Source organism: Rhodopila sp. (assembly GCF_035548235.1).
In the GTDB taxonomy this organism is placed as follows: domain Bacteria; phylum Pseudomonadota; class Alphaproteobacteria; order Acetobacterales; family Acetobacteraceae; genus Rhodopila.
Genome location: NZ_DASZTJ010000231.1, coordinates 1 through 19673, shown reverse-complemented (window position 1 = coordinate 19673; position 19673 = coordinate 1). Strand labels below are relative to the sequence as shown.

Genomic DNA, 19673 nt, shown 5'->3' with positions numbered 1-19673 from the left:
ATGATCCGGCCACTTTCGAGGACTTTCTAACGACGGTAACCGATACGACATTTCAGGAGCTGACTTTGCGCGTGCTCCAGCAAAGTATGGACAGCGAGACAATTGGCAACCACATCAACAATCTCCAGTGGGGCATCATTCGGGTTAATCAACTGGACTACACGCTCCTGACATCCGATCGACCCATTGTTGTGTCTAACGGCATGATCCGTCCCCGCTCGCACATTGTCATGCCAATTTCGCCCGAGCGTATATTCGTCGCCACCGATACACCGCGAACGATGCAAGATGTCCATGCGATTTTCCAAAACGCCTGAAAACCTGTCGAGGTACTGAACGACCTAATCGTACGACAGGCTCGCAAGCTCGTGTGGGCGAAGGACACTCGGCAGTTACGATTTGTCTGCAACCGTCTCGGCGTGAGGGCGCGGTGGTCTAGTTTCGAGTGATCGGCTTCGGGCGATTGCTATGACCGTCGCGCCTTTATCGCGTCCGATTCGCGGATATCGATCTCGCCGGTATGAGGATCAAGCTTGACCGCGAACATCTCGATGGACGACCTATCGATCATGAAATCCTGAAATCGAGTCTTGGCGTTACCGAACAGGGCGCCGAGTTCATGAGCTTCTTGGATCAGCAACTCATACTCCTCGTCCGTGGTCATCAATTCACCGCCGTATCTGTGGAATAGAAACTTGTGGATGAAGAAATCCCGCTTGGCTTTCGTGGTTTGCATCTCATCAGCAAGTGCCACCAGAAAAGTGTGCCTGCGCATCTCACGAACGAGATTTCCAAAAGTCTTGGAAGCAAAGATATCGAACCCTGTTGCAGGGTCATTTGTCCCACCGCTCAGCATGTTCAGAAAGGAGATGATCCCAAATTCTAGCTGCTGTAGTTTGACGAACGCCCGGCCAATGGCATACCCCAGTACGACTTCAGCGTCAGAGCCCGACAACACATACCAGTTCTTCCCGACTCGCAGATTAGGCATTGTTTCCCTGTGGACAAATGTGCTTGTAGGCATGTGCTACACTAGCGGCATGAATGAGCTCACCACTACTGAAGTCGCCCGCATGGGCAAAGCACGCGCCGAGAATCTCGTGCTGGAAGCATGCTCGCACAATCGGGATCACTCACCGTCGACTGGCCGAGATACCGCAATTCCATCACCAACATCTGTTGCTCGTATGCCCGCTTGGGAGACGGTGCACGTATCGTCTGACGGCGAACAAGGAGTCAGGCCAATGTCCGCTTTCTGGGTCGCATGACCAGCCCATTCGCGTCCGGGTTGGGTCGAAGGCCGCCGTGTTTGCAAAAAGTATAATCGTCTTCGGGAAAGCCCCTTAGAAAAGCCCCCCTTGGGCACCCCCATCGCCCGCCCTACGCCTCGGCCGCCTCCGGCGTCGGCGTCTTGTCCCGGTAGCCGCACCAGGCCGCCGCGACGCAGCGCCAGCACTCCGGCCGGCGGGCCTTGCAGACATAGCGGCCGTGCAGGATCAGCCAGTGGTGCGCGTCGCGCAGGAACGCCTTGGGGATGCGCTTGACCAGCCCGTCCTCCACCTCCCGCGGCGTCTTGCCCGGGGCCAGGCCGGTGCGGTTGCCGATGCGGAAGATATGCGTGTCCACCGCCATCGTCGCGTGCCCGAAGGCCACGTTCAGCACCACGTTCGCGGTCTTGCGGCCGACGCCGGGCAATGCCTCCAGCGCGTCGCGGTCCTCGGGCACGCGGCCGCCATAGGTCTCCTCCAGCGCCCGAGCGAGTGCCACCACGTTGCGCGCCTTGGTCTGCCACAGGCCGATGGAGCGGATATGGGAAGCGACGCCCGCCACCCCCAGCTCGACCATCGCCCGGGGCGTCGGGGCGGCGCGGAACAGGGTCGGCGTCGCCTTGTTGACCGAGGCGTCGGTCGCCTGCGCCGACAGCACCACCGCGACCAGCAGCGTGAACGGGTCGGCGTAGTGCAGTTCGGTCTCGGGCGCGGGGTTGTGCGTCGCCAGCGCCTCGATGAACGCGGCCACCTGCGCGCGGGTCATGGGCCTTGCGGCTTTTGCGGGCGTGGCGTCGGGATTGGCGGTCGCGGCCTTGGGCGTCTTGGCGACGACGGTCTTCGGGGTCGCGGTCTTGCGGGTCTTGGCCCTGGGGGCCTTGGGGTTGACGGCCTTGGCGTCGAGGGTGGCGACCGTGGACGTCCTGGCCTTGGGGTTCGTGGCCTTGGGGTTCCTGGCCTTGGCGGCGGCAGCCGTACGGGTCTCGGCCATACGGGTCGGGCCCATGGTCGTTGCTCCGGGTTTCGGGGTCATGCGGGTCAAGCAGCGGCCAGCGCGGCGCCGGCGCGCGGCAGCAGGCGGGCGAAGCGTTCCGCCCAGGCGCGCTGGCCGGCTTCGTCGGCGATCAGGTCCTGGCGGATCTCGATCTCCAGGTGGCTCAGGCCGCGGGATTCGGCATGGGTCGGCACGCTGTAGTCGGTCTGCCCGGTCAGGGCATAGGGCGCGTTCTCCCCGATCGCCAGGTCGCCCTCCTGCCGCAGCAGGTCCAGCATGATCCCCGCCAGCCGCGCGTCCTTGTCGTACAGCACGCCGACCTGCATCGCTCGGCTCTCGCCCTTGAAGGACGGGGTGAAGCTGTGCATCGCCACGAAGATCGTGCGCCGCCCGGCGCGGGCATCCAGCAGGTCGGCGATGCGCGCGTGGTAAGGGCGGAAGATCTCCGCCACCCGTTCCTGCTTCCCGGCGTCGGACAGGCCGGCATTGCCGGGGACCGGCGTATACTCGCTGACCTCCGGCATCGCCGAGGGCCAGGCCGGGTTGCGGTTGCAGTCGATGACCAGCCGCGAATAGGCCTGCAGGACCGCCGTCGCGTCGAGCAGCGCCGACAGGTGCCGGGTGACGCCGGCGATGCCGATGTCCCAGGCGATGTGCCGCCCCATCTCCGCCGCCGGCACGCCCAGATCGCCCAGCGCGGCCGGGATGGCGCGTCCGGCATGGTCGCCGGTGAGGAAGAACGCGCTGGTGCCGGCCGCGCGGAGGACCTCGAACGGGGGCGGATCGGCGGGGGTCAGAAGCATGGGCGGTCCTGTTGCAACCGGACAAGGATGCGCTAACGTCGTCCCATGGACAAGGAAGCGAAACGGGCCAACCACGACCTCGGCGGCGCCAGCAAGTTCATGTGCGACGCCGTGGACGTCGAGCCGCACGGGCTGACCGAATTCGACCGCGAGGTCGACGCGTTGCGCGGCGTGCTGGGCGCCAAGGCGATCATGACGGTGGATGAGCTGCGGCGGGGGATCGAATCGATCCCCGACGCCGACTACCACCGGCTGAGCTATTACCGCCGTTGGATCCGCGCGATCACCGACAACCTGCTGCGCAAGGGCATCCTGACGGAAGCCGAGCTGCGGGCGGCGCTGGAGACGAGGTGATGTTCCAACCGGGCGAGACGGTGCGGGTGAAGGACGACTGGCCCGAACAGCGGGGGCCGGTGCATATCCGCACGCCGTACTACCTGCGGGGCGCGACCGGCCGGGTCGTGCGCCTGCTGGGCTCCTTCCCCAACCCCGAGGACCTGGCCTTCGCCCGCCCCGCCGCGACGAAGCCGCTGTACCATGTCCGCTTCCCGCGGCAGACGCTGTGGCCCGAAGGCCCGCCCAACGACGAGGTCCAGGTGGAGATCTACGAGCATTGGCTGGAGAAGCCGTGAGGCCGTACGCCATGAAACCGTTTGCTATGAAACCATTTGGGCAGGAGGTTGCATGACGACCGCTCCCTCGACCGCGATCCTGGAGACCGACGGCCCCCGCCTGCTGCGGGCGGTCCGCGCCCTGCTGGAGCAGAAAGGCCTGGTGAACACGCAGGAGCTGCAGGAACGGCTCGCCTTGACCGACAGCGCCAATCCCGGCCAGGGCGCGCGCATGGTCGCCAAGGCCTGGACCGACCCCGCCTATCACGCGCTGATGCTGGCGGACGGGACCAAGGCAGCCGAGGCGATGGGCATCCCGATGCGGGGCATGCCGCCGCTGGGCGTGCTGGAGAACACGCCGGAGCTGCACCACCTCGTGGTCTGCACGCTGTGCAGTTGCTATCCGCGCGCGGTGCTGGGCTATCCGCCGTTCTGGTACAAGTCCGCGGCCTTCCGCGCGCGGGCGGTGCGCGACCCGCGGGGGTTGCTGGCGTCGGAGTGGAAGACGGTGATCCCCGACGGCGTGACGCTGCGGGTCGTGGATTCGACCGCCGATTACCGCTGGATGGTGCTGCCCATGCGCCCCCCCGGCACGGAGGGGTGGGACGAGGCTCGGCTCGCGGCGATGGTCCGCGAGGGCGACATGATCGGGGTGACGGTCCCGCGGGCTTAGGGGCCGGGGACCGAAAAACGCGAGGGACGGGCCTGGCGGCCGCGGTTCCGTGACACGGGGTCGGGGCATCCCCCGACCCTCCGGCCCCTACCCCGCCAGCTTCTTCCGGACAGCGTCGAAGTCGGGGACGTTGCTGGATGAGGCGGCGAGCATGGGGGACTTGGTGACCGCCAGCGCAGCCGCCGCAGCCTCGTTTTCCGTGATCTTCGCCATGATCGCATCCTTCGCGCGATCGAAGTATTCGCGGTTGTTGGCCACGAACTCCCGCGATTTCCGCAGTTCGGCGGTATAGCGGTTGATCTCCGGCACGACGTAGCGGGCGACCATGTCCCAGCTCCGCATCGTGTTCTCGGGGTTCGCCCAGTCGTGTACGAACCCGACGACGGTGCCGAAGCCGCCGGAGACCTCCAGCACCGCCTTGATCCGCTCCACCAGGTCGTCCGGCGTGCCGATCGTCGCCGCCGCGCCGGGGGCGTAGGCCATTTTCTCCACCGCTTCCTCGGGCGTCTTGAACGGCTTCGCGCCGGGGCGCTGCAGCGTGGCGGAGATGTATTCGTTATGGTGACGGAACAGGCCGTCGCGCGCCTGCTCCATCGCCTTCTCCCGCGTCTCGGCAACGTGCCAGCTCAGCAGCACGCGCCAGTTCTTGCGGTCGACCGTCCGGCCATGCTTGGCCGCCGCGCTCTCCGCGAAGCCCCATTGCGTGGGCAGCGCGTTCAGCCCTTCCTCGGACAGCGAGCCGATCGAGATGATGCCGATCCCGTGCTTGCCGGCCAGCGTCATGCCCGAGGGGCTGATCTGCGAGGCGACGGCGAACGGCAGGTCCTCCTGGTACGGCAGCAATTGCAGCGCCGCGTCGTTCAGCTCGAACCAGTCGGACTTCATGGTGATCCGCTCGCCGCCGAACAGGCGGCGGATGACGCCGATCGCCTCGTCCTGGCGGTCGCGCTGCAGCATCGGGTCGACGCCCAGCGCGTGCGCGTCCGACGCCAGCGCGCCCGGTCCCGATCCGAAGATCACGCGCCCGCCGCTCATCCAGTCGAGCTGCACGATGCGCTGCGCCACGTGGAACGGGTGGTGATACGGCAGCGAAACGACGCCGGTCGCGAGCTTGATCCGCTTCGTCCGCTCCGCCGCGGCGGCGAGGAACATCTCGGGCGAGGCGATCATCTCCCAGCCGCTGGAATGGTGCTCGCCGCACCAGAACTCGTCGTAGCCCAGGCGTTCGAGATGCTCCACGAGGTCGAGGTCGCGGCGGAACTGCAGCAGCGGGTTTTCGCCGATCGGGTGGTGCGGCGCGAGGAAGGCGCCGAATTTCAGACGCGGCATGCGGGCGGCTCCGGGTTGCTATCGCGGCCAGGATGCCCCAAGCGGCGCATCGCTGACAAATCAGGCGGCGCGGCGCTTGCCGAACCGGCCCATCGCCAGCAATGTGCCCGCGACAAAGCAGACTAGGTGCCGACCGGCTGGAGGAAACCCATGCAATTCACGTTCACCGCGGAGCAGGAGGAGTTCCGTTCGGTGCTCCGCCGCTTCCTGGAGGAGAAATCGCCGCCCACCGCCGTGCGCAAGCTGATGGAGACCGAGATCGGCTGGGACCGCGCGGCGTGGCGGGAGCTGAACCAGCAGTTGGGCCTGTGCGCGGTGCACATCCCCGAAGCCTATGGCGGCCAGGGGTTCGGCTTCGTGGAGCTTGGCATCGTGCTGGAGGAGATGGGGCGGGCGCTGCTGTGCGCGCCGTATTTCGCCTCCACGGTGCTGGCGGCGACGGCGATCCTGAACGCGGGGACCGAGGCGCAGAAGAAGGACCTGCTGCCGGGGATCGCGGATGCCGACACGATCGCGACGCTGGCGTTCACCGAACCGAACGGGCGCTGGGACGCGACCGGGGTGGCGATGACCGCGGCCAAGGCCGGCGGCGGCTACAGGCTGGACGGGGTCAAGAGCTTCGTGGTGGACGGCGCCTCGGCCGACCTGATCGTGGTGGTGGCGCGGCGGCCGGGGTCTTCCGGATCCGACGGGCTGTCGTTCTTCACCGTGCGCGGGGATGCGCCGGGGCTGGCGCGGCGGGCGCTGAAGGTGATGGACCCGACCCGCAAGCTGGCGCTGCTGACGTTCCAGGGCGTGGAGGCCACGCTGCTGGGCGAGGAGGGCGCGGGCGCCGCGCCGTTCGCGCGCACGCTGACCCAGGCGGCGGCGTGCCTGGCCAACGAGATGGTCGGGGGCGCGGAGCGGCTGCGCGAGTCGGCGCTGGAATACGCCAACCTGCGCGTGCAGTTCGGGCGCGCGATCGCTTCGTTCCAGTCGATGAAGCACAAGCAGGCGGACATGCTGCTGGACGTGGAGCTGGCGAAGTCCGCCGCATACTACGCCGCGGCGGCCGCGGCCGACGACGAGCCGGACCTGCGCGCCGTGGCGTCGCTGGCCAAGGCGGCGGCGTCGGAGGCGTATATGCAGACCGCCATACACACGATCCAGATCCATGGCGGGATCGGCTTCACCTGGGACAATGACACTCACCTGTGGTTCAAGCGGGCCAAGAGCAGCGAGGTGTTCCTGGGCAACCCGGCCTATCACCGGGAGCTGATGATGCAGGTTTGGGGGGCTTGAGCATGACCGAATTCACCGAAGCCCAAGTCCGCGCCGATGTCCGTGCCTGGCTGGAGGCGAACTGGAACCCCGGCCAGGGGTTGGTCGCGTGGCGCAACACGCTGATCTCGTCCGGCTGGGGCGTGCCGACCTGGCCCAAGGACTGGTTCGGCATGGACCTGCCCGCCGCGCTGGCGCCGGTGGTCGAGGAGGAGATGCAGCGCATCGGCGCGATCGGCGTCGCACGCACCGGCATCCGCCGCCTCGCCGCCGCGACGCTGCTGGCGCACGGCACGCCGGCGCAGAAGGAGAAATGGCTGCGCCGCAGCCTGTCGGGCGAGGACACCTGGTGCCAGTTGTTCAGCGAGCCGGGCAGCGGGTCGGACCTGGCCGGCGCGATGACGCGGGCCGCGTTCAAGGGCAACCGCTGGGTGATCAACGGACAGAAGGTGTGGACCACCAGCGCGCACCATGCCGACTGGGGCTTGTTGCTGGCCCGCACCGACTGGGACGCGCCGAAGCACCAGGGACTGACCTATTTCGTGATCGACATGCACCAGCCGGGCGTGCAGGTGCATCCTCTGCGCCAGATGAACGGGCATGCGTCGTTCAACCAGGTGTTCTTCACCGACGCCGAGGTGCCGCCGGAAAACCTTGTCGCCGATATCGGCAAGGGCTGGGCGGTGGCGACCACGACGCTGATGCACGAACGCCGCGAGGCCGACGGCATCCGCACCTGGGGCCAGGGCAGCAAAGGCAAAGGCCGCATCTACGACGAAGAACGCGCCGAGACCCAGACGGTGATGGAGCCGTACAGGTGGTATCCGCAGCGCGCCGGCCGCGTGGACCTGGTGATCGAGCGCGCCAAGGAAACCGGCAGGATCGCCGACCCCGTCGTGCGGCAGGAGATCGCTCGGCTGCTGACGCTGTCGAAATCCGCGGAATGGATGGCGCGGCGGGCGCGGGCGGCGCAGTTGCAGGGGAAACCACAGGGGCCGGAAGGGTCGCTGGGCAAGCTGGCGTCGTCGAACGTGGCGCGGCTGGCGGCGCAGGTCCATACGCTGATCACCGGGGCGGACGCGATGCTGACCGGCGAGGACGGGCCGATGAACGGGACGATCGCGGAGATCCTGGTGTCCGTGCCCGCCGGGTCGATCGCGGGCGGAACGGACGAGATCCAGAAGAACATCATCAGCGAACGGGTGCTGGCGATGCCGAAGGAGCCTCGGACGGACAACGACCGGCCGTTCCGGGACGTGCCGAAGAACATGGTGACGGCGGGACGGTAGGGGCATCGCCCCCTGCCGGGCGTCGCGTGCGACCTGGTGCGCGATGCCCGATCACCCCGGCTGTTGCCACGGATCGATGGCCTCGAACCCACAGCCGGAAATCCGCGAACATCGCGTGTCGCGACGCTCGTGCCCGTGGCTCTGGCAATCGAGCCGATCAACGCGTCCTAAAGCGCAGGCGGGCCTGGATGTTCCGGGATGACAACTTCCCCGAAGGGCGCGAACCGCGCTCGGATCGGACGGACGAGGTCCAGTCCCGTTTCTTCATCGTCGCGCGCCAGGGCATCGGCGGGGATCGCCCGCAACGCCGCTTCCATGGAATGACCGCGACGGGCGGCGCGGACGCGCAAACGGTCCCGGGTCCGTGTGTCCACGTTGCGAATGGTCAATGTGGTCATGATGCCTCTCTCGCCTGGAAGAATGTAGGCGTTGCATGCGTTGCAGGCAGACATGATCCCTTCGCACCCCGCCCCTGCCATGCCACCATCCCGGCGATGACCGATACCCCAGACCCGATCGCCACCTGGCTCCGCCTGAACCCGGATCCCGTCGCCGACCCGCTGTCCGGCATGGCGGAGGCCGGGCTGCTGGCCCCCTGCCCCGACTACGCCGCCATCGCCCGCACCAAGTCCGCCATCGTCGCCCGCACCGGCCTGCTCGGCCTCGCCTCGGTCTGGGGCGGGCGGCAACTCGTCTACCGCCACTTCCTGGCCCATGGCACCGAGGCCCAGCGTGCCGCCTGGGCCGGCAAGGCGCTGTCCGTCGCGATCTCGGAGCCGGAGGTCGGCGCGCATCCCAAGCTGCTGACCACCCGAGCGGACCGGGTCGCGGCGGGATGGCGGATCACGGGGCGGAAGGCGTGGGTCAGCAACGGTCCCTCCGCCGACGCGATCATCGTCTTCGCGATCACGCAGGAAAACCTCGGGCGCAAGCGCTACAGCGCCTTCATCGTCCCCCGGACCACGCCGGGACTGGCGCTGCAGGCCATGCCCGGCTTCCACGCCCTGCGCCCGTCCCGGCACTGCCTGGTGACGCTGGACTGCCAGGTCCCCGCCGACGCGCTGCTGGGCGAGCCCGGCACCGCCTATGACCGCATGGCCCTGCCCTTCCGCGACGTGGAAGACGCGGTCGGCACCTTCGCCGTCCTCGGCGCCTTGCGCCACGCGGCGCGGATCAGGGACGCCGACGCCGCCGAACTGGGCGCCGTCGTCGCGCTGACTTCGGTGTATGAGGCGGGGGCGGACGCGGTCGTCGCCGCGCTCGACGCCGGGCGGTTCCAGACCGGCGACGCCACGCTGGTGGGGCTGCGGGTGCTGGCGCTCGACATCGCCGCCCGCCTGCGCGCGCTGGTGGGGGAAACGGAAACGCTGACCGACCTGGCCGCCGTTCTGGCTATCGCGAAAGGACCGCGCCTGATGCGCCAGACCCGGCTGGGCGAAGCGGCGATGCGCACGCCATGACCGACAAGCCTCGCTGCCATTGGGCGATGACCGACAACAAGGCCATGCAGGCCTATCACGACACGGAATGGGGCGTGCCGGAGCACGACGACCGGACGCTGTTCGAACTGCTGACGCTGGAGGGCGCGCAGGCCGGCCTGTCCTGGAGCACGGTGCTGGCCCGCCGCGACGCCTATCGCAAGGCCTTCCACGGCTTCGACATCGACCGCGTCGCGCGGATGGCCGATGCGGAGCTGGAGGCGCTGATCGCGGACTCGCCGCTGATCCGCAACCGGCTGAAGATCTATTCCGTGCGCGACAACGCCCAAGCGGCGCAGGCCGCGATCCGCCGGCACGGCAGCCTGGACCGGTATCTGTGGTCGTTCGTGGACCACACGCCGACGCGCAACGGCTGGACCGAACGGTCGCAGGTGCCGGCGACGACGCCGGTCTCGGACGCCATGAGCAAGGCGCTGAAGAAGGCCGGCTTCCGCTTCGTCGGGTCCACCATCTGCTATGCGTTCATGCAGGCGACGGGGATGGTGGACGACCACCTGGTGAGCTGCTTCCGGGCGGGGGGTTGATGCGGGTCGGCGGGTGAAAAGGGGCCGCGATTCTTCCCGCCCCCATCGCGCCATGCTAGCCTCCGCGTCCCCACCGGAAAGGACCCGTCATGCAGAATTCCGAGGAAATCTGGCGCCTCGTCGACAAGCACCAGGATGACCTGATCGCCCTGTCGGACCGCGTCTGGGAGATCCCCGAACTCTGCTACACCGAGTTCAAGTCCTGCGCCGAACACACCGCGATGCTCAAGGCCAAGGGCTTCCGCGTGACCGAGGGCGTCGCCGGCATCCCGACCGCGGTGATGGGCGAGGCCGGCGAGGGCGGCCCCGTCATCGCCATCCTGGGCGAGTACGACGCCCTGCCCGGCCTGTCGCAGGAAGCCGGCGTCGCCGAACCCAAGCCCCTGCCCGGCAGCGGCTTCGGCCATGGCTGCGGGCACAACCTGCTGGGGTCCGCCTCCATGCTGGCGGCCGCCGCGGTGAAGGACTGGCTGGCGGCGAACGGCATCAAGGGCCGCGTCCGCTATTACGGCTGCCCGGCCGAGGAAGGCGGCGCCGCCAAGGGGTTCATGGCCCGTGCCGGCGCGTTCAGCGACGTGGACATCGCGATCTCCTGGCACCCGTCCTCGTTCTCCGGCGTCAACCCGGCGACGTCGCTGGCGAACACGCGGATCGACTTCTCGTTCAGCGGCCGAGCGTCGCATGCCGCGGCGTCGCCGCATCTGGGGCGCAGCGCGCTGGATGCGCTGGAACTCATGAGCGTCGGCGTGAACTACATGCGTGAACACATGCCGTCCGACGCGCGTATCCACTCCGCGATCCTGGACGCCGGCGGCGTGGCGCCGAACGTGGTGCAGGCCTTCGCCAAGGTCCGCTACCTGATCCGCGCGACGAACCTGCCGGACCTGTCGCGGCTGATCGAGCGCGTCAGGAAGATCGCCGACGGCGCCGCGCTGATGACCGAGACCACGGTCACCAGCCAGGTGGTTTCCGCCGTATCCAACCTGCTGGCCAACACGCCGCTGGAGAAGGCGATGCAGGACAACCTGGAACGCCTCGGCCCGCCGCCGTTCGACGAGGCGGACCGCAAGACGGCGGCCAAGTTCCAGGCGACGCTGACGGACGAGGACATCGCGGCGGCGTACCGTCGCGCCGGCATCCCGGTGCGTCCGAACACGCCGCTGTGCGATGCGGTCATCCCCGCGGACGCGAGACCCGACGGCGGCATCGGCTCGACCGATGTCGGCGACGTGTCCTGGGTGGTGCCCACGGTGCAGGCGCGCGGCGCGACCTATGCGATCGGCACGCCGGGGCATTCCTGGCAGCTGACCGGACAGGGCAAGCTGCCGGCGGCGCACAAGGGGCTGGTGCACGTGGCCAAGGTGATGGCGGGCACGGCGGTCGACGCCATCCGCGACGAGACCCTCCGCGCCCGCGCCAAGGCCGACCATGCCGCTCGGGTCGGCAAGACGCCGTATGTCTGCCCGCTGCCGGCCGACCTCGATCCGCCGATCAAGATGTCGGCCTGAGGCGGAAGACGGCGCGGATGCCGCCCTCCGACGTCGAGCTTGTCACCGCCTTCGAAAGCCTCGGCGACAATTGCGAACTCGGCCTGCTGCAGCGCCGCGTGTACGCGGAACCGCTGGGGCTGCTCCGCTTTGCCGGGATCAGCCTGGCCAGCCTGGTGACGGGCCTGCGGACGCGGTTCGCCGGGATCGCCGACGCCGAGGCTGTCCGGATCGTTCCGGAAAACGGCGAATACATGGTCCACCTGCCCCGCCACGGCATCGTCTATCACGCCGACGCCAAGGTCGGTCAGGCGGACCCGGACGCGCTGCACCGCCAGCAGGCCCGGATCCTTCCGTTCCTGGCAGACAAGCTGGTCGCCGACCTGACGTCCGGCGAGAAGACGATGGTGTTCCGGCAGAACGAGCCCTTGCTGGCGAACGGCCTCAACGACCTGCGACAGGCCGTGGCGACATACGGTCCTGCCGTCCTGCTCTGGGTTCAAGCCGCGCGGCCCGGTCATCCGGCCGGCAGCGTCGATGTCATCGACGACCGGCTGATGGTCGGATATGTCAGCGGGTTGGCGCCGCGCCACCACGTTCCGGACCTGGATGTCCCGTCGTGGATCGCCATGCTCCGCCAGGCCCATGCACGACGCCCCGAGGCACGACGCCCCGAGGTACGACGACCCGAGGCACGACGACCCGAAGGTGCGGCGGCCGTGGCCGCAGCGGCTTCGCCTCCGGCCCCGGATCGGATCGAGGTCGCGTTCGGTGTCGACGGCAACGCCGCGGCCTATCTCGGCGAAGGATGGTCCGGGCAGGAGAAGGGTTACTGCTGGTCGGTCAACGACCGCAGCGCCCTCCGTCTGCCTGTCCCTCGGCCCGCCGACCGTTATCGGGTCGACATGCATGTCGTCCCGTTCACCGCACCCCCGGCGCTTCCGGGGCAGCGCCTTGGGGTCGTCGTCAATGGTTCGATGGTTCACAGCTTCAATCCGCTTCCGCGCGGGGACGTGGCTTTCACGTTTCCCGGCGACATCTTGCGGAACCGGGACCAGATCGAGCTTGTATTCGAGCATCCGGACGCGGCGAGTCCGCTGCAGATGACGGGTGGAAAGGACGACCGGCGCCTCGCGGCCGCCTTCCGCACGCTTTCCGTGGCAGCGTCGGAATAAGTGCCCGCCGCCGGCCACGTCAGGGGGCGTCGCCGCGTTGCGATCAGGCGTTTGAGACCCGTTGCCTGCCATGACGACAGGCCAGCGCACAGGAGACCGAGACATGGCCAAGCGATTGACCGATGAACAGCGCGCCTCCCTGGGCGCCACGGTGCCCGGATGGACGCCGGCGCTCGACAAGGACGCCATCCGCCGGGAATTCAAGTTCGCCGACTTCAGCGAGGCCTGGGGCTTCATGACCCGCGTCGCCCTGCTGGCCGAGAAGATGGACCACCATCCGGACTGGGCGAATGTCTGGAACACGGTGCGGATCGAACTGTCCACGCACGACGTCGGCGGCCTGTCCGACAACGACGTCCGCCTGGCCCAGGCGATCAACCGCTTGGTGGCATGAGCGGCCTGCTCAGCGCCCCGGAACGCACCGCGCTGGTCCGGCTGGCGGCGTCCCGGCTGTGCCTGCGCCTGGGCTGGGCGCCGCTGCACGAGGTGCGGCTTGCGAACGGCCGGCGGGCCGATATCCTGGCCCTGCAGCCCGGCGGCGGCTTCGCCTGCATCGAGGTGAAATCCTGCCTGCGCGACTACCTCTCCGACGGCAAGTGGACCGAGTACCAGCCGTTCTGCGACCAGTTCTTCTTCGCCGTCGACTGCGACTTCCCGCGCGACGTCCTGCCGCCGGAGACCGGCCTGATCGTGTGCGCCGACCGCGAGGCCGACATGCTGCGCGAGCCCCTGGCAATCCGCCTGCCCGCGCCGCGCCGCAAGGCGCTGACGGAGCGGTTCGCCTGGCTCGCCGCCGGGCGGCTGGCCGCGCGGGACGACCCCGCCGGCGTCGCGGACCTGATGCTGGCGCTGAACGACGCCTGATCGCGCGATTCAGGCCTCCGTGTTTCTCCCTCCGGCCATCGCGCCTGTTCGTTTGGTCGCGCGATTCAGACCTTCGGGTTTCCCCCTCCGGCCATCGCGCCTGTTCGTTTGGTCGCGCGATTCAGACCTCCGGGTTTCCCCCTCCGGCCATCGCGCTCCTGCCCCCCAGCCTTATGGCCGCCATCCGATCGAGACGGCTTGAACTTACGGCATCGAACCTAGTTTGATGGCGCTCGGCCGCGCCGTTGCCAACGACCCCAAGGTCGGCCGCCCCAGGGTCGCGGCAACGGTGCGGCTCTCCACCAGACGGCGCGCAGCGCGAACACGAAAGTTCATCGGCATGAAGCGGATCGGATCGACCCCGGCATCCCAAACCGTCCCACGGCGTCTCAGGATTGTTCTGTGCGTGACCCTGCTGGGCCTCGCCGCGCCCGTCTGCGTGATACGCCAGCCGGCCGCGGCCGCCGATATCGGTCCGCCCAAGGGCGACCTGATCCAGTCCCTGCTGCCGACGGTGGTGAACATCACGACCAGCAAGGTGGAGCCGCTGAACTCTCCCCCCACCGACCCGGCGCAGGCGGCCGCCCCCCAAACGCCGCCGAAGGCAGCGCCCGCCAATCCCAACGCACCGACGACCGTGAAGGACTATGTCGGGTCCGGCTTCGTCATCGACCCGTCCGGCGTGATCGTCACCAATTACCACGTCGTGGAGGACTCGTTTAAGACCGTCGTGACCCTGTCCGACGGCACCCGGCACCTCGGCCGGACCCTCAGCGCGTCGCGCCTGGCCGACATCGCGCTGGTCAAGATCGACGTCGACCATCCGCTGCAGGCGGCGCATTGGGGCGACAGCGACATGGTGCAGGTCGGCGACCAGGTCTTCGCCGCCGGCAACCCGTTCGGCATCGGCCTGTCGGTATCGGCCGGCATCGTCAGCGGACTGAACCGCGACATCCAGAACTCGCCCTACGACGACCTGATCCAGACGGACGCGACGATCAACCACGGCAATTCGGGTGGGCCGCTGTTCAACATGAAGGGCCAGGTGGTCGGCGTGAACTCGGCCATCATCTCGCCCACCACCGGGTCGGCCGGCCTCGGCTTCGCCATCCCCGCCCGCAGCGCCGAGTTCGTCATCAAGCGGCTGATGACCTATGGCTGGGTGCGGCCCGCCTGGATCGGCCTGAAGCTCCAGGACGTCACCCCGGAGATCGCGCAGTCGCTGGGGATGGAGCAGGCGCGCGGCTCGATCGTGTCCTGGGTCAGTCCCGACGGGCCGTCGGGGAAGGCCGGCCTGCGCGTAGGCGACGTCATCATGACCTTCGACGGGCGGACGCCATCGGACGAGCGGGCCTTGCTGCGCGACATCGCCGAGAGCGATGTCGGCAAGACGATCACGCTGGGCGTGGAACGGAACGGCAGGCCGCAGGAATTGCATGTCGTCACCGGCGAGTGGCCGCGCAACCAATGGGAGGCGCTGGACGCGCCGGTGAAGACGCGGCAGCCGATGATCCACATCCCGCCCGACCTGGGCCTGACGCTGGCGCCGCTGCCGGCGGACGAACGCGCCAGGCTGGGGCTGTCGACCTATAAGGAAGGCGTCCTGATCGCCGCCCTTCCCCCCAACTCCGACCCCGCGCGGCGCGGCCTGAAGACAGGGGACGTGGTGCTGCGCGTGCAGGACAAGCCGGTCTTCACGAAGGCGGACGTGCTGTCGGCCATCGCGGCGGAGCGGGCGGCAAAGCGGCGCTACGTGCTGTTCCTGATCTGGCCCAAGGTCCGGAAAGTCCCCGGTCCGAAGTGGTTCGCGCTGGAGGCCGGGCCGGACGGATTCTGATCCCGGGGTCTGATCCCGCCTGGCGCCCCAGGGTATCAGTGCCCCAGGGTATCAGTGCCCCGAGGTATCAGTGGTTGTTGCGCGACTCCCCGCGCGTCTCGATCACGTTCAGGAACAGCGTCGCCGGTTCCAGGCACGCGCCCTGCCCCAACTGCCCGACCATGGAGCGGTAGATCTCCTCCCACGGGGTCATGCTGAGCAGCTTGGGCGGCGTCCAGGCGGCCTTCCGAGCCTCCAACTCGCCGGGCGGCAGCAGGACGTCGACCTTGCGGGTGTTCAGGTCGATGCGGATGCGGTCGCCGGTCTTCAGGATCGCCAGCCCGCCGCCGACGGCGGCCTCGGGCGAGACGTTCAGGATCGACGGCGACCCGGACGTGCCCGACTGGCGGCCGTCGCCCATGGTCGGCAGCGTCATGATGCCCTGCTTCAGCAGCGCGGCCGGGGGCTGCATGTTCACCACCTCGGCGCTGCCGGGATAGCCGACGGCGCCGCAGTTGCGGATGATCAGCACCGACTGCTCCTCGACGCCCAGGTCGGGGTCTTCGATGCGGTGGTGGTAGTCCTCCGGCCCGTCGAAGACGATGGCCTTGCCCTCGAACACGTTCGGGCGGTCCGGGTTGGACAGGAAGCGGGTGCGGAAATCCTTGTCGATGACGCTGATCTTCATCACCGCGCTGTCGAACAGGTTGCCCGACATCACCACATAGCCGGCGGCTTCCATCAGCGGCTTGTCATAGGACCGGATCACCTCCCGATCGCCGTCCGGGACGTCCTTCAGGTTCTCGGCCAGGGTCTTGCCGGTGACGGTCATGACGTCGCCATGCAGCTTCCCGGCCTTCAGCAGTTCCTTCATCACCGCCGGGACGCCGCCCGCCCGGAAGAACTTCTCGCCCAGGAACCGGCCGGCCGGCTGCATGTCGACCAGCAGCGGGATCTCCGGCCCCAGGCGCTGCCAGTCATCCAGCGAATGCTCCACGCCCATGTGGCGGGCAACCGCGACCATGTGGATCGGACAGTTGGACGACGCGCCCAGCGCGGCGGCGGCGACCACCGCGTTCTCGAACGCCTTCTTCGTCATGACGTCGGAGGGACGCAGGTTCTCCTTCACCATGTCCACGATGCGCCGCCCGGTCTCGTACGCCATCCAGCCGCGTTCGCGATACGGCGCCGGAATGGCGGCGCAGCCGGGCAATGACATGCCCAGCGCTTCCGCCAGGCCGTTCATGGAGCTGGCGGTGCCCATGGTGTTGCAATGCCCGACCGAAGGGGCCGAGGACGACACCATGTCCATGAACTCGTCATAGCCGATCTTGCCCTCGGCATAGAGCTTGCGGCCCTCCCAGACGATGGTGCCGGAGCCGGAGAGGCGCCCCTTCCACCAGCCGTCCAGCATCGGCCCGCCGGACAGCACGATGGCGGGGATGTTGACCGTGGCGGCGCCCATCATCATCGCCGGCGTGGTCTTGTCGCAGCCGGTGGTCAGCACGACGCCGTCCAGCGGGTAGCCGTGCAGCACCTCCACCAGCGACAGATAGGCCAGGTTGCGGTCCAGCGCGGCGGTCGGGCGCTTCCCCGTTTCCTGGATCGGGTGGCAGGGGAACTCCAGCGGCACGCCGCCCGCGTCGCGGATGCCGTCGCGGATCCGGCTGGCGAGTTCCACGTGGTGGCGGTTGCAGGGCGAGAGGTCCGACCCGGTCTGCGCGATGCCGATGATCGGCTTGCCGCCCCGCAATTCCTGCGGGGTGATGCCGTAGTTCATGTAGCGCTCCAGGTAGAGCGCGGTCATCGCCGGATCGGCGGGTTCATCGAACCAGCGGCGGGAACGCAGGCGTTTGGGTTCTTCGTCGGCCATGGGACGCACCTCCGCGCGGAGAGTTGTCAGGCACGGCAGCGGCGGTCAAGCCGGGACGACCCCAGCGCGCGGCATCCCCACCGGAGGGGCGCAGCTCGGGCGAGAGGCTTTCCCCGCCGCGCCGATTGGGGAACATTTGCCGGATAAGAAACTTGGAGTGGAACGTATGCTTACGACACGGCGTGGTATTCTGGCCGGCGCGGCCTCGATCGGCTTCGCGACCCGGATACGAGCGCAAGAGCGCCCGATCAGGATCGGGGTGCTGACCGACATGTCCGGTCCGTACCACGACACCGGCGGGCCGACCGTCGTCGCCTGTGCCCGGCAGGCCATCGAGGACCTGGAACTCGCGGCCCGCGGCATCCGCGTGGAGGTGCTGGCGGCCGATCACCAGAACAAGGCCGATATCGGCATGTCGATCGCTCGCCAATGGTTCGATCGCGACGACGTCGATGCGGTGCTGGACGTGAACAACAGCTCGATCGCGCTGGCGATCAACGGCCTGGTCACCGAGAAGGACAAGGTGCAGCTCTGCACCGGCGCCGCCTCGGCCGACCTGACGGGCAGCGGCTGCAGCCCGAACATGGTGCACTGGCTGAACGACACGTGGTGCGACGCGCACGCGACCGGCAACGCGGTGCTGCGGACCGGCGGCGACAAGTGGTTCTTCATCGTGGCGGACTACACGTTCGGCCACCTGATCCAGCAGCAGACCGCGCAGGTGGTGCAGGCCGCGGGCGGCAAGGTGATGGGCTCCGTCGCCTATCCGTTTCCGGCGACGACCGATTTCTCCTCCTTCCTGGTCCAGGCCCAGGCGAGCGGCGCGAACGTCGTGGCGTTCTGCAACGCCGCGGGCGACCTGGTGAACTGCGTCAAGCAGTCGCACGAGTTCGGCCTGGCGTCGTCCGGCACGCGGCTGGTGGGCATGGTCACCTACATCACCGACATCCATACGCTGGGCGCCGGCGCCGCGGAGGGCCTGCTGCTGAACGAGCCGTTCTACTGGGACCTGAACGAGCGGACCCGAGGCTTCGCCGCGCGCGTAAAGCCGAAGACGCCGAACAACGTGCCGAACGGGGAGCATGCCTGCGCCTATGGCGCGACGGTCCACTACCTGAAGGCCGTCGCCCAACTGGGCGCGGCGCGCGCGAAGGCGTCGGGACGCGATGCCGTGGAGGCGATGAAGCGGATGCCGACGGACGATGACTGTTTCGGCGCCGGGTCGGTGCGCGAGGACGGGCGCGTGCTGCACCCGGTCTATCTGTTCCAGGTGAAGACGCCGGCCGAGAGCAAGGGCCCCTGGGACCTCTACAAGAAGATCGGCGACGTTCCGGCGGCGCAGGCGTTCCGGCCATTGCAGGACGGCGCCTGCGCGTTCATCAAGGCCTGATCCGCGAAGGGCGTCGCGCATCCACGCGCGGCGCCCCCGCCGATGGGACGATCCGGAGGACGCGATGCACCTGCTTCATATCCTGCTGCCCGTGTTCGGGGTGTTCATCCCGGCGCTGCTGCTGCCGGGCCCGGATTTCATCGGCGTGGTCCGTTCCGCCATGACCCGCGGCGCCCTCGGCGGCCTGAAAACCACGGCCGGCGTCACGCTGGGCCAGGGGGTTTATGCCACGCTCAGCATCCTGGGCCTGTCGACGGTGATGCTGCACTACGAGTGGCTGACCTGGGTGGTGCGGGTGGCCGGCGGCGCCTACCTGATCTATCTCGGCGTCCGGCTGGTGTTCGCCGGCCCGGGGGCGGCCCGGCCGGCAGAGGTCCGGCAAGGGGATGTGCCAGGGGATGTGCCAGGGGACATGCAGCCGGACGTGCAGGGCAGCGCCTTCCTGTTCGGGTTCTTCGTGACGCTGACCAACCCGAAAGCGGTCGTGCTGTTCGCCAGCATCTTCGCCACCGCCGTCACCGCCGACACGCCCGCCTGGGTCATGGCGCTGATGATCGCCCTGGTGATGGCCAGCGCCGCGACCTGGTACGCGATCGTGTCGGTGTTCATGGCATCGCCCCCGGTGATGCGCCGCTTCGCGCACGCCCGCCATGTCATCGAGCGTGTCGCCGGCGTCTGCTTCGTCGCCGTCGGCCTGCGTATCCTGGCCGACGCGCGCAACCCGGTGACGCCCTGACGGCCTGCGTCGCTTTCGCCTGGGTCGCCCCCTTCGTCCTGCCCCCTTCGTCCTGCCCCCTTCGTCCTGCCCCCTTCGTCCT

The 19673-nt window shown here is 68.5% G+C and carries 21 protein-coding genes; 15 read left to right on the top strand and 6 right to left on the bottom strand.

The features are described from left to right. The coding region (locus VHB27_RS19000; RefSeq protein WP_325603440.1) for a DUF4238 domain-containing protein at nucleotides 1-317 on the top strand (317 nt) is incomplete at its 5' end. Between the two features lie 149 nt (nucleotides 318-466). On the opposite strand, the gene VHB27_RS18995 is transcribed toward VHB27_RS19000, so the two are convergent. From VHB27_RS18995 to VHB27_RS18985, 3 genes are all read right to left on the bottom strand, one after another. Continuing rightward, nucleotides 467-991, bottom strand: coding sequence for a hypothetical protein (locus VHB27_RS18995; protein WP_325603438.1), 525 nt, complete (start codon nucleotides 989-991; stop codon nucleotides 467-469). Between the two features lie 389 nt (nucleotides 992-1380). After that, nucleotides 1381-2034 (bottom strand): endonuclease III, encoded by a 654-nt coding sequence (nth, locus tag VHB27_RS18990; RefSeq protein WP_325603444.1) that lies wholly within the window; start codon nucleotides 2032-2034, stop codon nucleotides 1381-1383. 272 nt (nucleotides 2035-2306) lie between these two features. After that, the gene (locus VHB27_RS18985) at nucleotides 2307-3065 is read right to left on the bottom strand and encodes an N-formylglutamate amidohydrolase (protein ID WP_325603436.1); all 759 of its coding nucleotides are present in this window, start codon (nucleotides 3063-3065) and stop codon (nucleotides 2307-2309) included. Nucleotides 3066-3110: 45 nt separating this feature from the next. Between VHB27_RS18985 and VHB27_RS18980 the strand changes: the two genes are divergently transcribed. From VHB27_RS18980 to VHB27_RS18970, 3 genes are read left to right on the top strand one after another with little or no spacing between them, the layout of a single operon-like run. Further along, nucleotides 3111-3419, top strand: a complete 309-nt coding sequence (locus VHB27_RS18980) for a nitrile hydratase (RefSeq protein ID WP_325603434.1) — start codon at nucleotides 3111-3113, stop codon at nucleotides 3417-3419. Further along, complete coding sequence (locus tag VHB27_RS18975) at nucleotides 3419-3697, top strand: SH3-like domain-containing protein (RefSeq protein WP_325603430.1); 279 nt, start codon at nucleotides 3419-3421, stop codon at nucleotides 3695-3697. The genes VHB27_RS18980 and VHB27_RS18975 overlap by 1 nt, the downstream gene beginning before the upstream one ends. A 52-nt stretch (nucleotides 3698-3749) precedes the next feature. Beyond that, nucleotides 3750-4349 carry a nitrile hydratase subunit alpha gene (locus VHB27_RS18970; RefSeq protein WP_325603428.1) on the top strand — a complete coding sequence of 200 codons (600 nt, stop codon included), beginning with the start codon at nucleotides 3750-3752 and terminating at the stop codon, nucleotides 4347-4349. A gap of 87 nt (nucleotides 4350-4436) precedes the next feature. On the opposite strand, the gene VHB27_RS18965 is transcribed toward VHB27_RS18970, so the two are convergent. Next, nucleotides 4437-5678, bottom strand: coding sequence for an LLM class flavin-dependent oxidoreductase (locus VHB27_RS18965; protein WP_325603427.1), 1242 nt, complete (start codon nucleotides 5676-5678; stop codon nucleotides 4437-4439). Between the two features lie 150 nt (nucleotides 5679-5828). Here VHB27_RS18965 and VHB27_RS18960 point away from each other — a divergent pair, with 150 nt between their 5' ends. Together VHB27_RS18960 and VHB27_RS18955 are read left to right on the top strand one after the other, a co-directional pair. Beyond that, a complete protein-coding gene (locus VHB27_RS18960) occupies nucleotides 5829-6959 on the top strand; it encodes an acyl-CoA dehydrogenase family protein (protein WP_325603425.1) in 1131 nt (376 codons plus the stop codon). Between the two features lie 2 nt (nucleotides 6960-6961). Next, entirely contained in the window at nucleotides 6962-8227 is a 1266-nt protein-coding gene (locus tag VHB27_RS18955; RefSeq protein WP_325603423.1) for an acyl-CoA dehydrogenase family protein, read from the top strand. A gap of 167 nt (nucleotides 8228-8394) precedes the next feature. On the opposite strand, the gene VHB27_RS24815 is transcribed toward VHB27_RS18955, so the two are convergent. Next, nucleotides 8395-8625 carry a FitA-like ribbon-helix-helix domain-containing protein gene (locus VHB27_RS24815; RefSeq protein WP_408904023.1) on the bottom strand — a complete coding sequence of 77 codons (231 nt, stop codon included), beginning with the start codon at nucleotides 8623-8625 and terminating at the stop codon, nucleotides 8395-8397. Nucleotides 8626-8721: 96 nt separating this feature from the next. On the opposite strand from VHB27_RS24815, the gene VHB27_RS18950 reads away from it, so the two are divergent. The 7 genes from VHB27_RS18950 to VHB27_RS18920 all read left to right on the top strand — a co-directional run bounded on the left by VHB27_RS18950 (nucleotide 8722) and on the right by VHB27_RS18920 (nucleotide 15613). Next, on the top strand, nucleotides 8722-9687 hold the full coding sequence (locus VHB27_RS18950) for an acyl-CoA dehydrogenase family protein (protein WP_325603421.1): 966 nt from the start codon (nucleotides 8722-8724) through the stop codon (nucleotides 9685-9687). Further along, nucleotides 9684-10250 (top strand): DNA-3-methyladenine glycosylase I, encoded by a 567-nt coding sequence (locus tag VHB27_RS18945; protein ID WP_325603419.1) that lies wholly within the window; start codon nucleotides 9684-9686, stop codon nucleotides 10248-10250. The genes VHB27_RS18950 and VHB27_RS18945 overlap by 4 nt, the downstream gene beginning before the upstream one ends. 89 nt (nucleotides 10251-10339) lie before the next feature. Next, nucleotides 10340-11758: a M20 family metallopeptidase gene (locus VHB27_RS18940; RefSeq protein ID WP_325603417.1), complete on the top strand. Its 1419-nt coding sequence runs from the start codon at nucleotides 10340-10342 to the stop codon at nucleotides 11756-11758. 17 nt (nucleotides 11759-11775) lie between these two features. Next, a complete protein-coding gene (locus VHB27_RS18935) occupies nucleotides 11776-12912 on the top strand; it encodes a hypothetical protein (protein WP_325603415.1) in 1137 nt (378 codons plus the stop codon). Nucleotides 12913-13015: 103 nt separating this feature from the next. Beyond that, nucleotides 13016-13306: a 4a-hydroxytetrahydrobiopterin dehydratase gene (locus VHB27_RS18930; protein ID WP_325603413.1), complete on the top strand. Its 291-nt coding sequence runs from the start codon at nucleotides 13016-13018 to the stop codon at nucleotides 13304-13306. Further along, entirely contained in the window at nucleotides 13303-13776 is a 474-nt protein-coding gene (locus VHB27_RS18925; protein ID WP_325603411.1) for an MmcB family DNA repair protein, read from the top strand. Before VHB27_RS18930 ends, VHB27_RS18925 begins: the two co-directional genes overlap by 4 nt. Nucleotides 13777-14182: 406 nt before the next feature. Beyond that, nucleotides 14183-15613, top strand: coding sequence for a trypsin-like peptidase domain-containing protein (locus tag VHB27_RS18920; RefSeq protein WP_325603409.1), 1431 nt, complete (start codon nucleotides 14183-14185; stop codon nucleotides 15611-15613). A 67-nt stretch (nucleotides 15614-15680) separates the two neighbouring features. Here VHB27_RS18920 and VHB27_RS18915 read toward each other — a convergent pair whose 3' ends face one another. Then, entirely contained in the window at nucleotides 15681-17465 is a 1785-nt protein-coding gene (locus VHB27_RS18915) for an IlvD/Edd family dehydratase (RefSeq protein WP_325603407.1), read from the bottom strand. 166 nt (nucleotides 17466-17631) lie between these two features. On the opposite strand from VHB27_RS18915, the gene VHB27_RS18910 reads away from it, so the two are divergent. Both VHB27_RS18910 and VHB27_RS18905 read left to right on the top strand, forming a co-directional pair. Then, the gene (locus VHB27_RS18910) at nucleotides 17632-18855 is read left to right on the top strand and encodes an ABC transporter substrate-binding protein (RefSeq protein WP_325603442.1); all 1224 of its coding nucleotides are present in this window, start codon (nucleotides 17632-17634) and stop codon (nucleotides 18853-18855) included. Between the two features lie 64 nt (nucleotides 18856-18919). Next, entirely contained in the window at nucleotides 18920-19591 is a 672-nt protein-coding gene (locus tag VHB27_RS18905; protein ID WP_325603402.1) for a LysE family translocator, read from the top strand. The last annotated feature ends 82 nt before the right edge of the window (nucleotides 19592-19673 follow it).

Excerpts from the sequence above, each read along its gene's own strand:
- VHB27_RS18930 (WP_325603413.1), top strand. The coding sequence starts at position 13,016 with ATGGCCAAGCGATTGACCGATGAACAGCGCGCCTCCCTGGGCGCCACG.
- VHB27_RS24815 (WP_408904023.1), bottom strand. The coding sequence starts at position 8,625 with ATGACCACATTGACCATTCGCAACGTGGACACACGGACCCGGGACCGT.
- VHB27_RS18960 (WP_325603425.1), top strand. The coding sequence starts at position 5,829 with ATGCAATTCACGTTCACCGCGGAGCAGGAGGAGTTCCGTTCGGTGCTC.
- VHB27_RS18910 (WP_325603442.1), top strand. The coding sequence starts at position 17,632 with ATGCTTACGACACGGCGTGGTATTCTGGCCGGCGCGGCCTCGATCGGC.
- VHB27_RS18915 (WP_325603407.1), bottom strand. The coding sequence starts at position 17,465 with ATGGCCGACGAAGAACCCAAACGCCTGCGTTCCCGCCGCTGGTTCGAT.
- VHB27_RS18980 (WP_325603434.1), top strand. The coding sequence starts at position 3,111 with ATGGACAAGGAAGCGAAACGGGCCAACCACGACCTCGGCGGCGCCAGC.
- VHB27_RS18945 (WP_325603419.1), top strand. The coding sequence starts at position 9,684 with ATGACCGACAAGCCTCGCTGCCATTGGGCGATGACCGACAACAAGGCC.
- VHB27_RS18950 (WP_325603421.1), top strand. The coding sequence starts at position 8,722 with ATGACCGATACCCCAGACCCGATCGCCACCTGGCTCCGCCTGAACCCG.
- VHB27_RS18975 (WP_325603430.1), top strand. The coding sequence starts at position 3,419 with ATGTTCCAACCGGGCGAGACGGTGCGGGTGAAGGACGACTGGCCCGAA.
- VHB27_RS18905 (WP_325603402.1), top strand. The coding sequence starts at position 18,920 with ATGCACCTGCTTCATATCCTGCTGCCCGTGTTCGGGGTGTTCATCCCG.
- VHB27_RS18985 (WP_325603436.1), bottom strand. The coding sequence starts at position 3,065 with ATGCTTCTGACCCCCGCCGATCCGCCCCCGTTCGAGGTCCTCCGCGCG.
- nth (WP_325603444.1), bottom strand. The coding sequence starts at position 2,034 with ATGACCCGCGCGCAGGTGGCCGCGTTCATCGAGGCGCTGGCGACGCAC.
- VHB27_RS18935 (WP_325603415.1), top strand. The coding sequence starts at position 11,776 with ATGCCGCCCTCCGACGTCGAGCTTGTCACCGCCTTCGAAAGCCTCGGC.
- VHB27_RS18955 (WP_325603423.1), top strand. The coding sequence starts at position 6,962 with ATGACCGAATTCACCGAAGCCCAAGTCCGCGCCGATGTCCGTGCCTGG.
- VHB27_RS18970 (WP_325603428.1), top strand. The coding sequence starts at position 3,750 with ATGACGACCGCTCCCTCGACCGCGATCCTGGAGACCGACGGCCCCCGC.
- VHB27_RS18995 (WP_325603438.1), bottom strand. The coding sequence starts at position 991 with ATGCCTAATCTGCGAGTCGGGAAGAACTGGTATGTGTTGTCGGGCTCT.
- VHB27_RS18965 (WP_325603427.1), bottom strand. The coding sequence starts at position 5,678 with ATGCCGCGTCTGAAATTCGGCGCCTTCCTCGCGCCGCACCACCCGATC.
- VHB27_RS18925 (WP_325603411.1), top strand. The coding sequence starts at position 13,303 with ATGAGCGGCCTGCTCAGCGCCCCGGAACGCACCGCGCTGGTCCGGCTG.
- VHB27_RS18940 (WP_325603417.1), top strand. The coding sequence starts at position 10,340 with ATGCAGAATTCCGAGGAAATCTGGCGCCTCGTCGACAAGCACCAGGAT.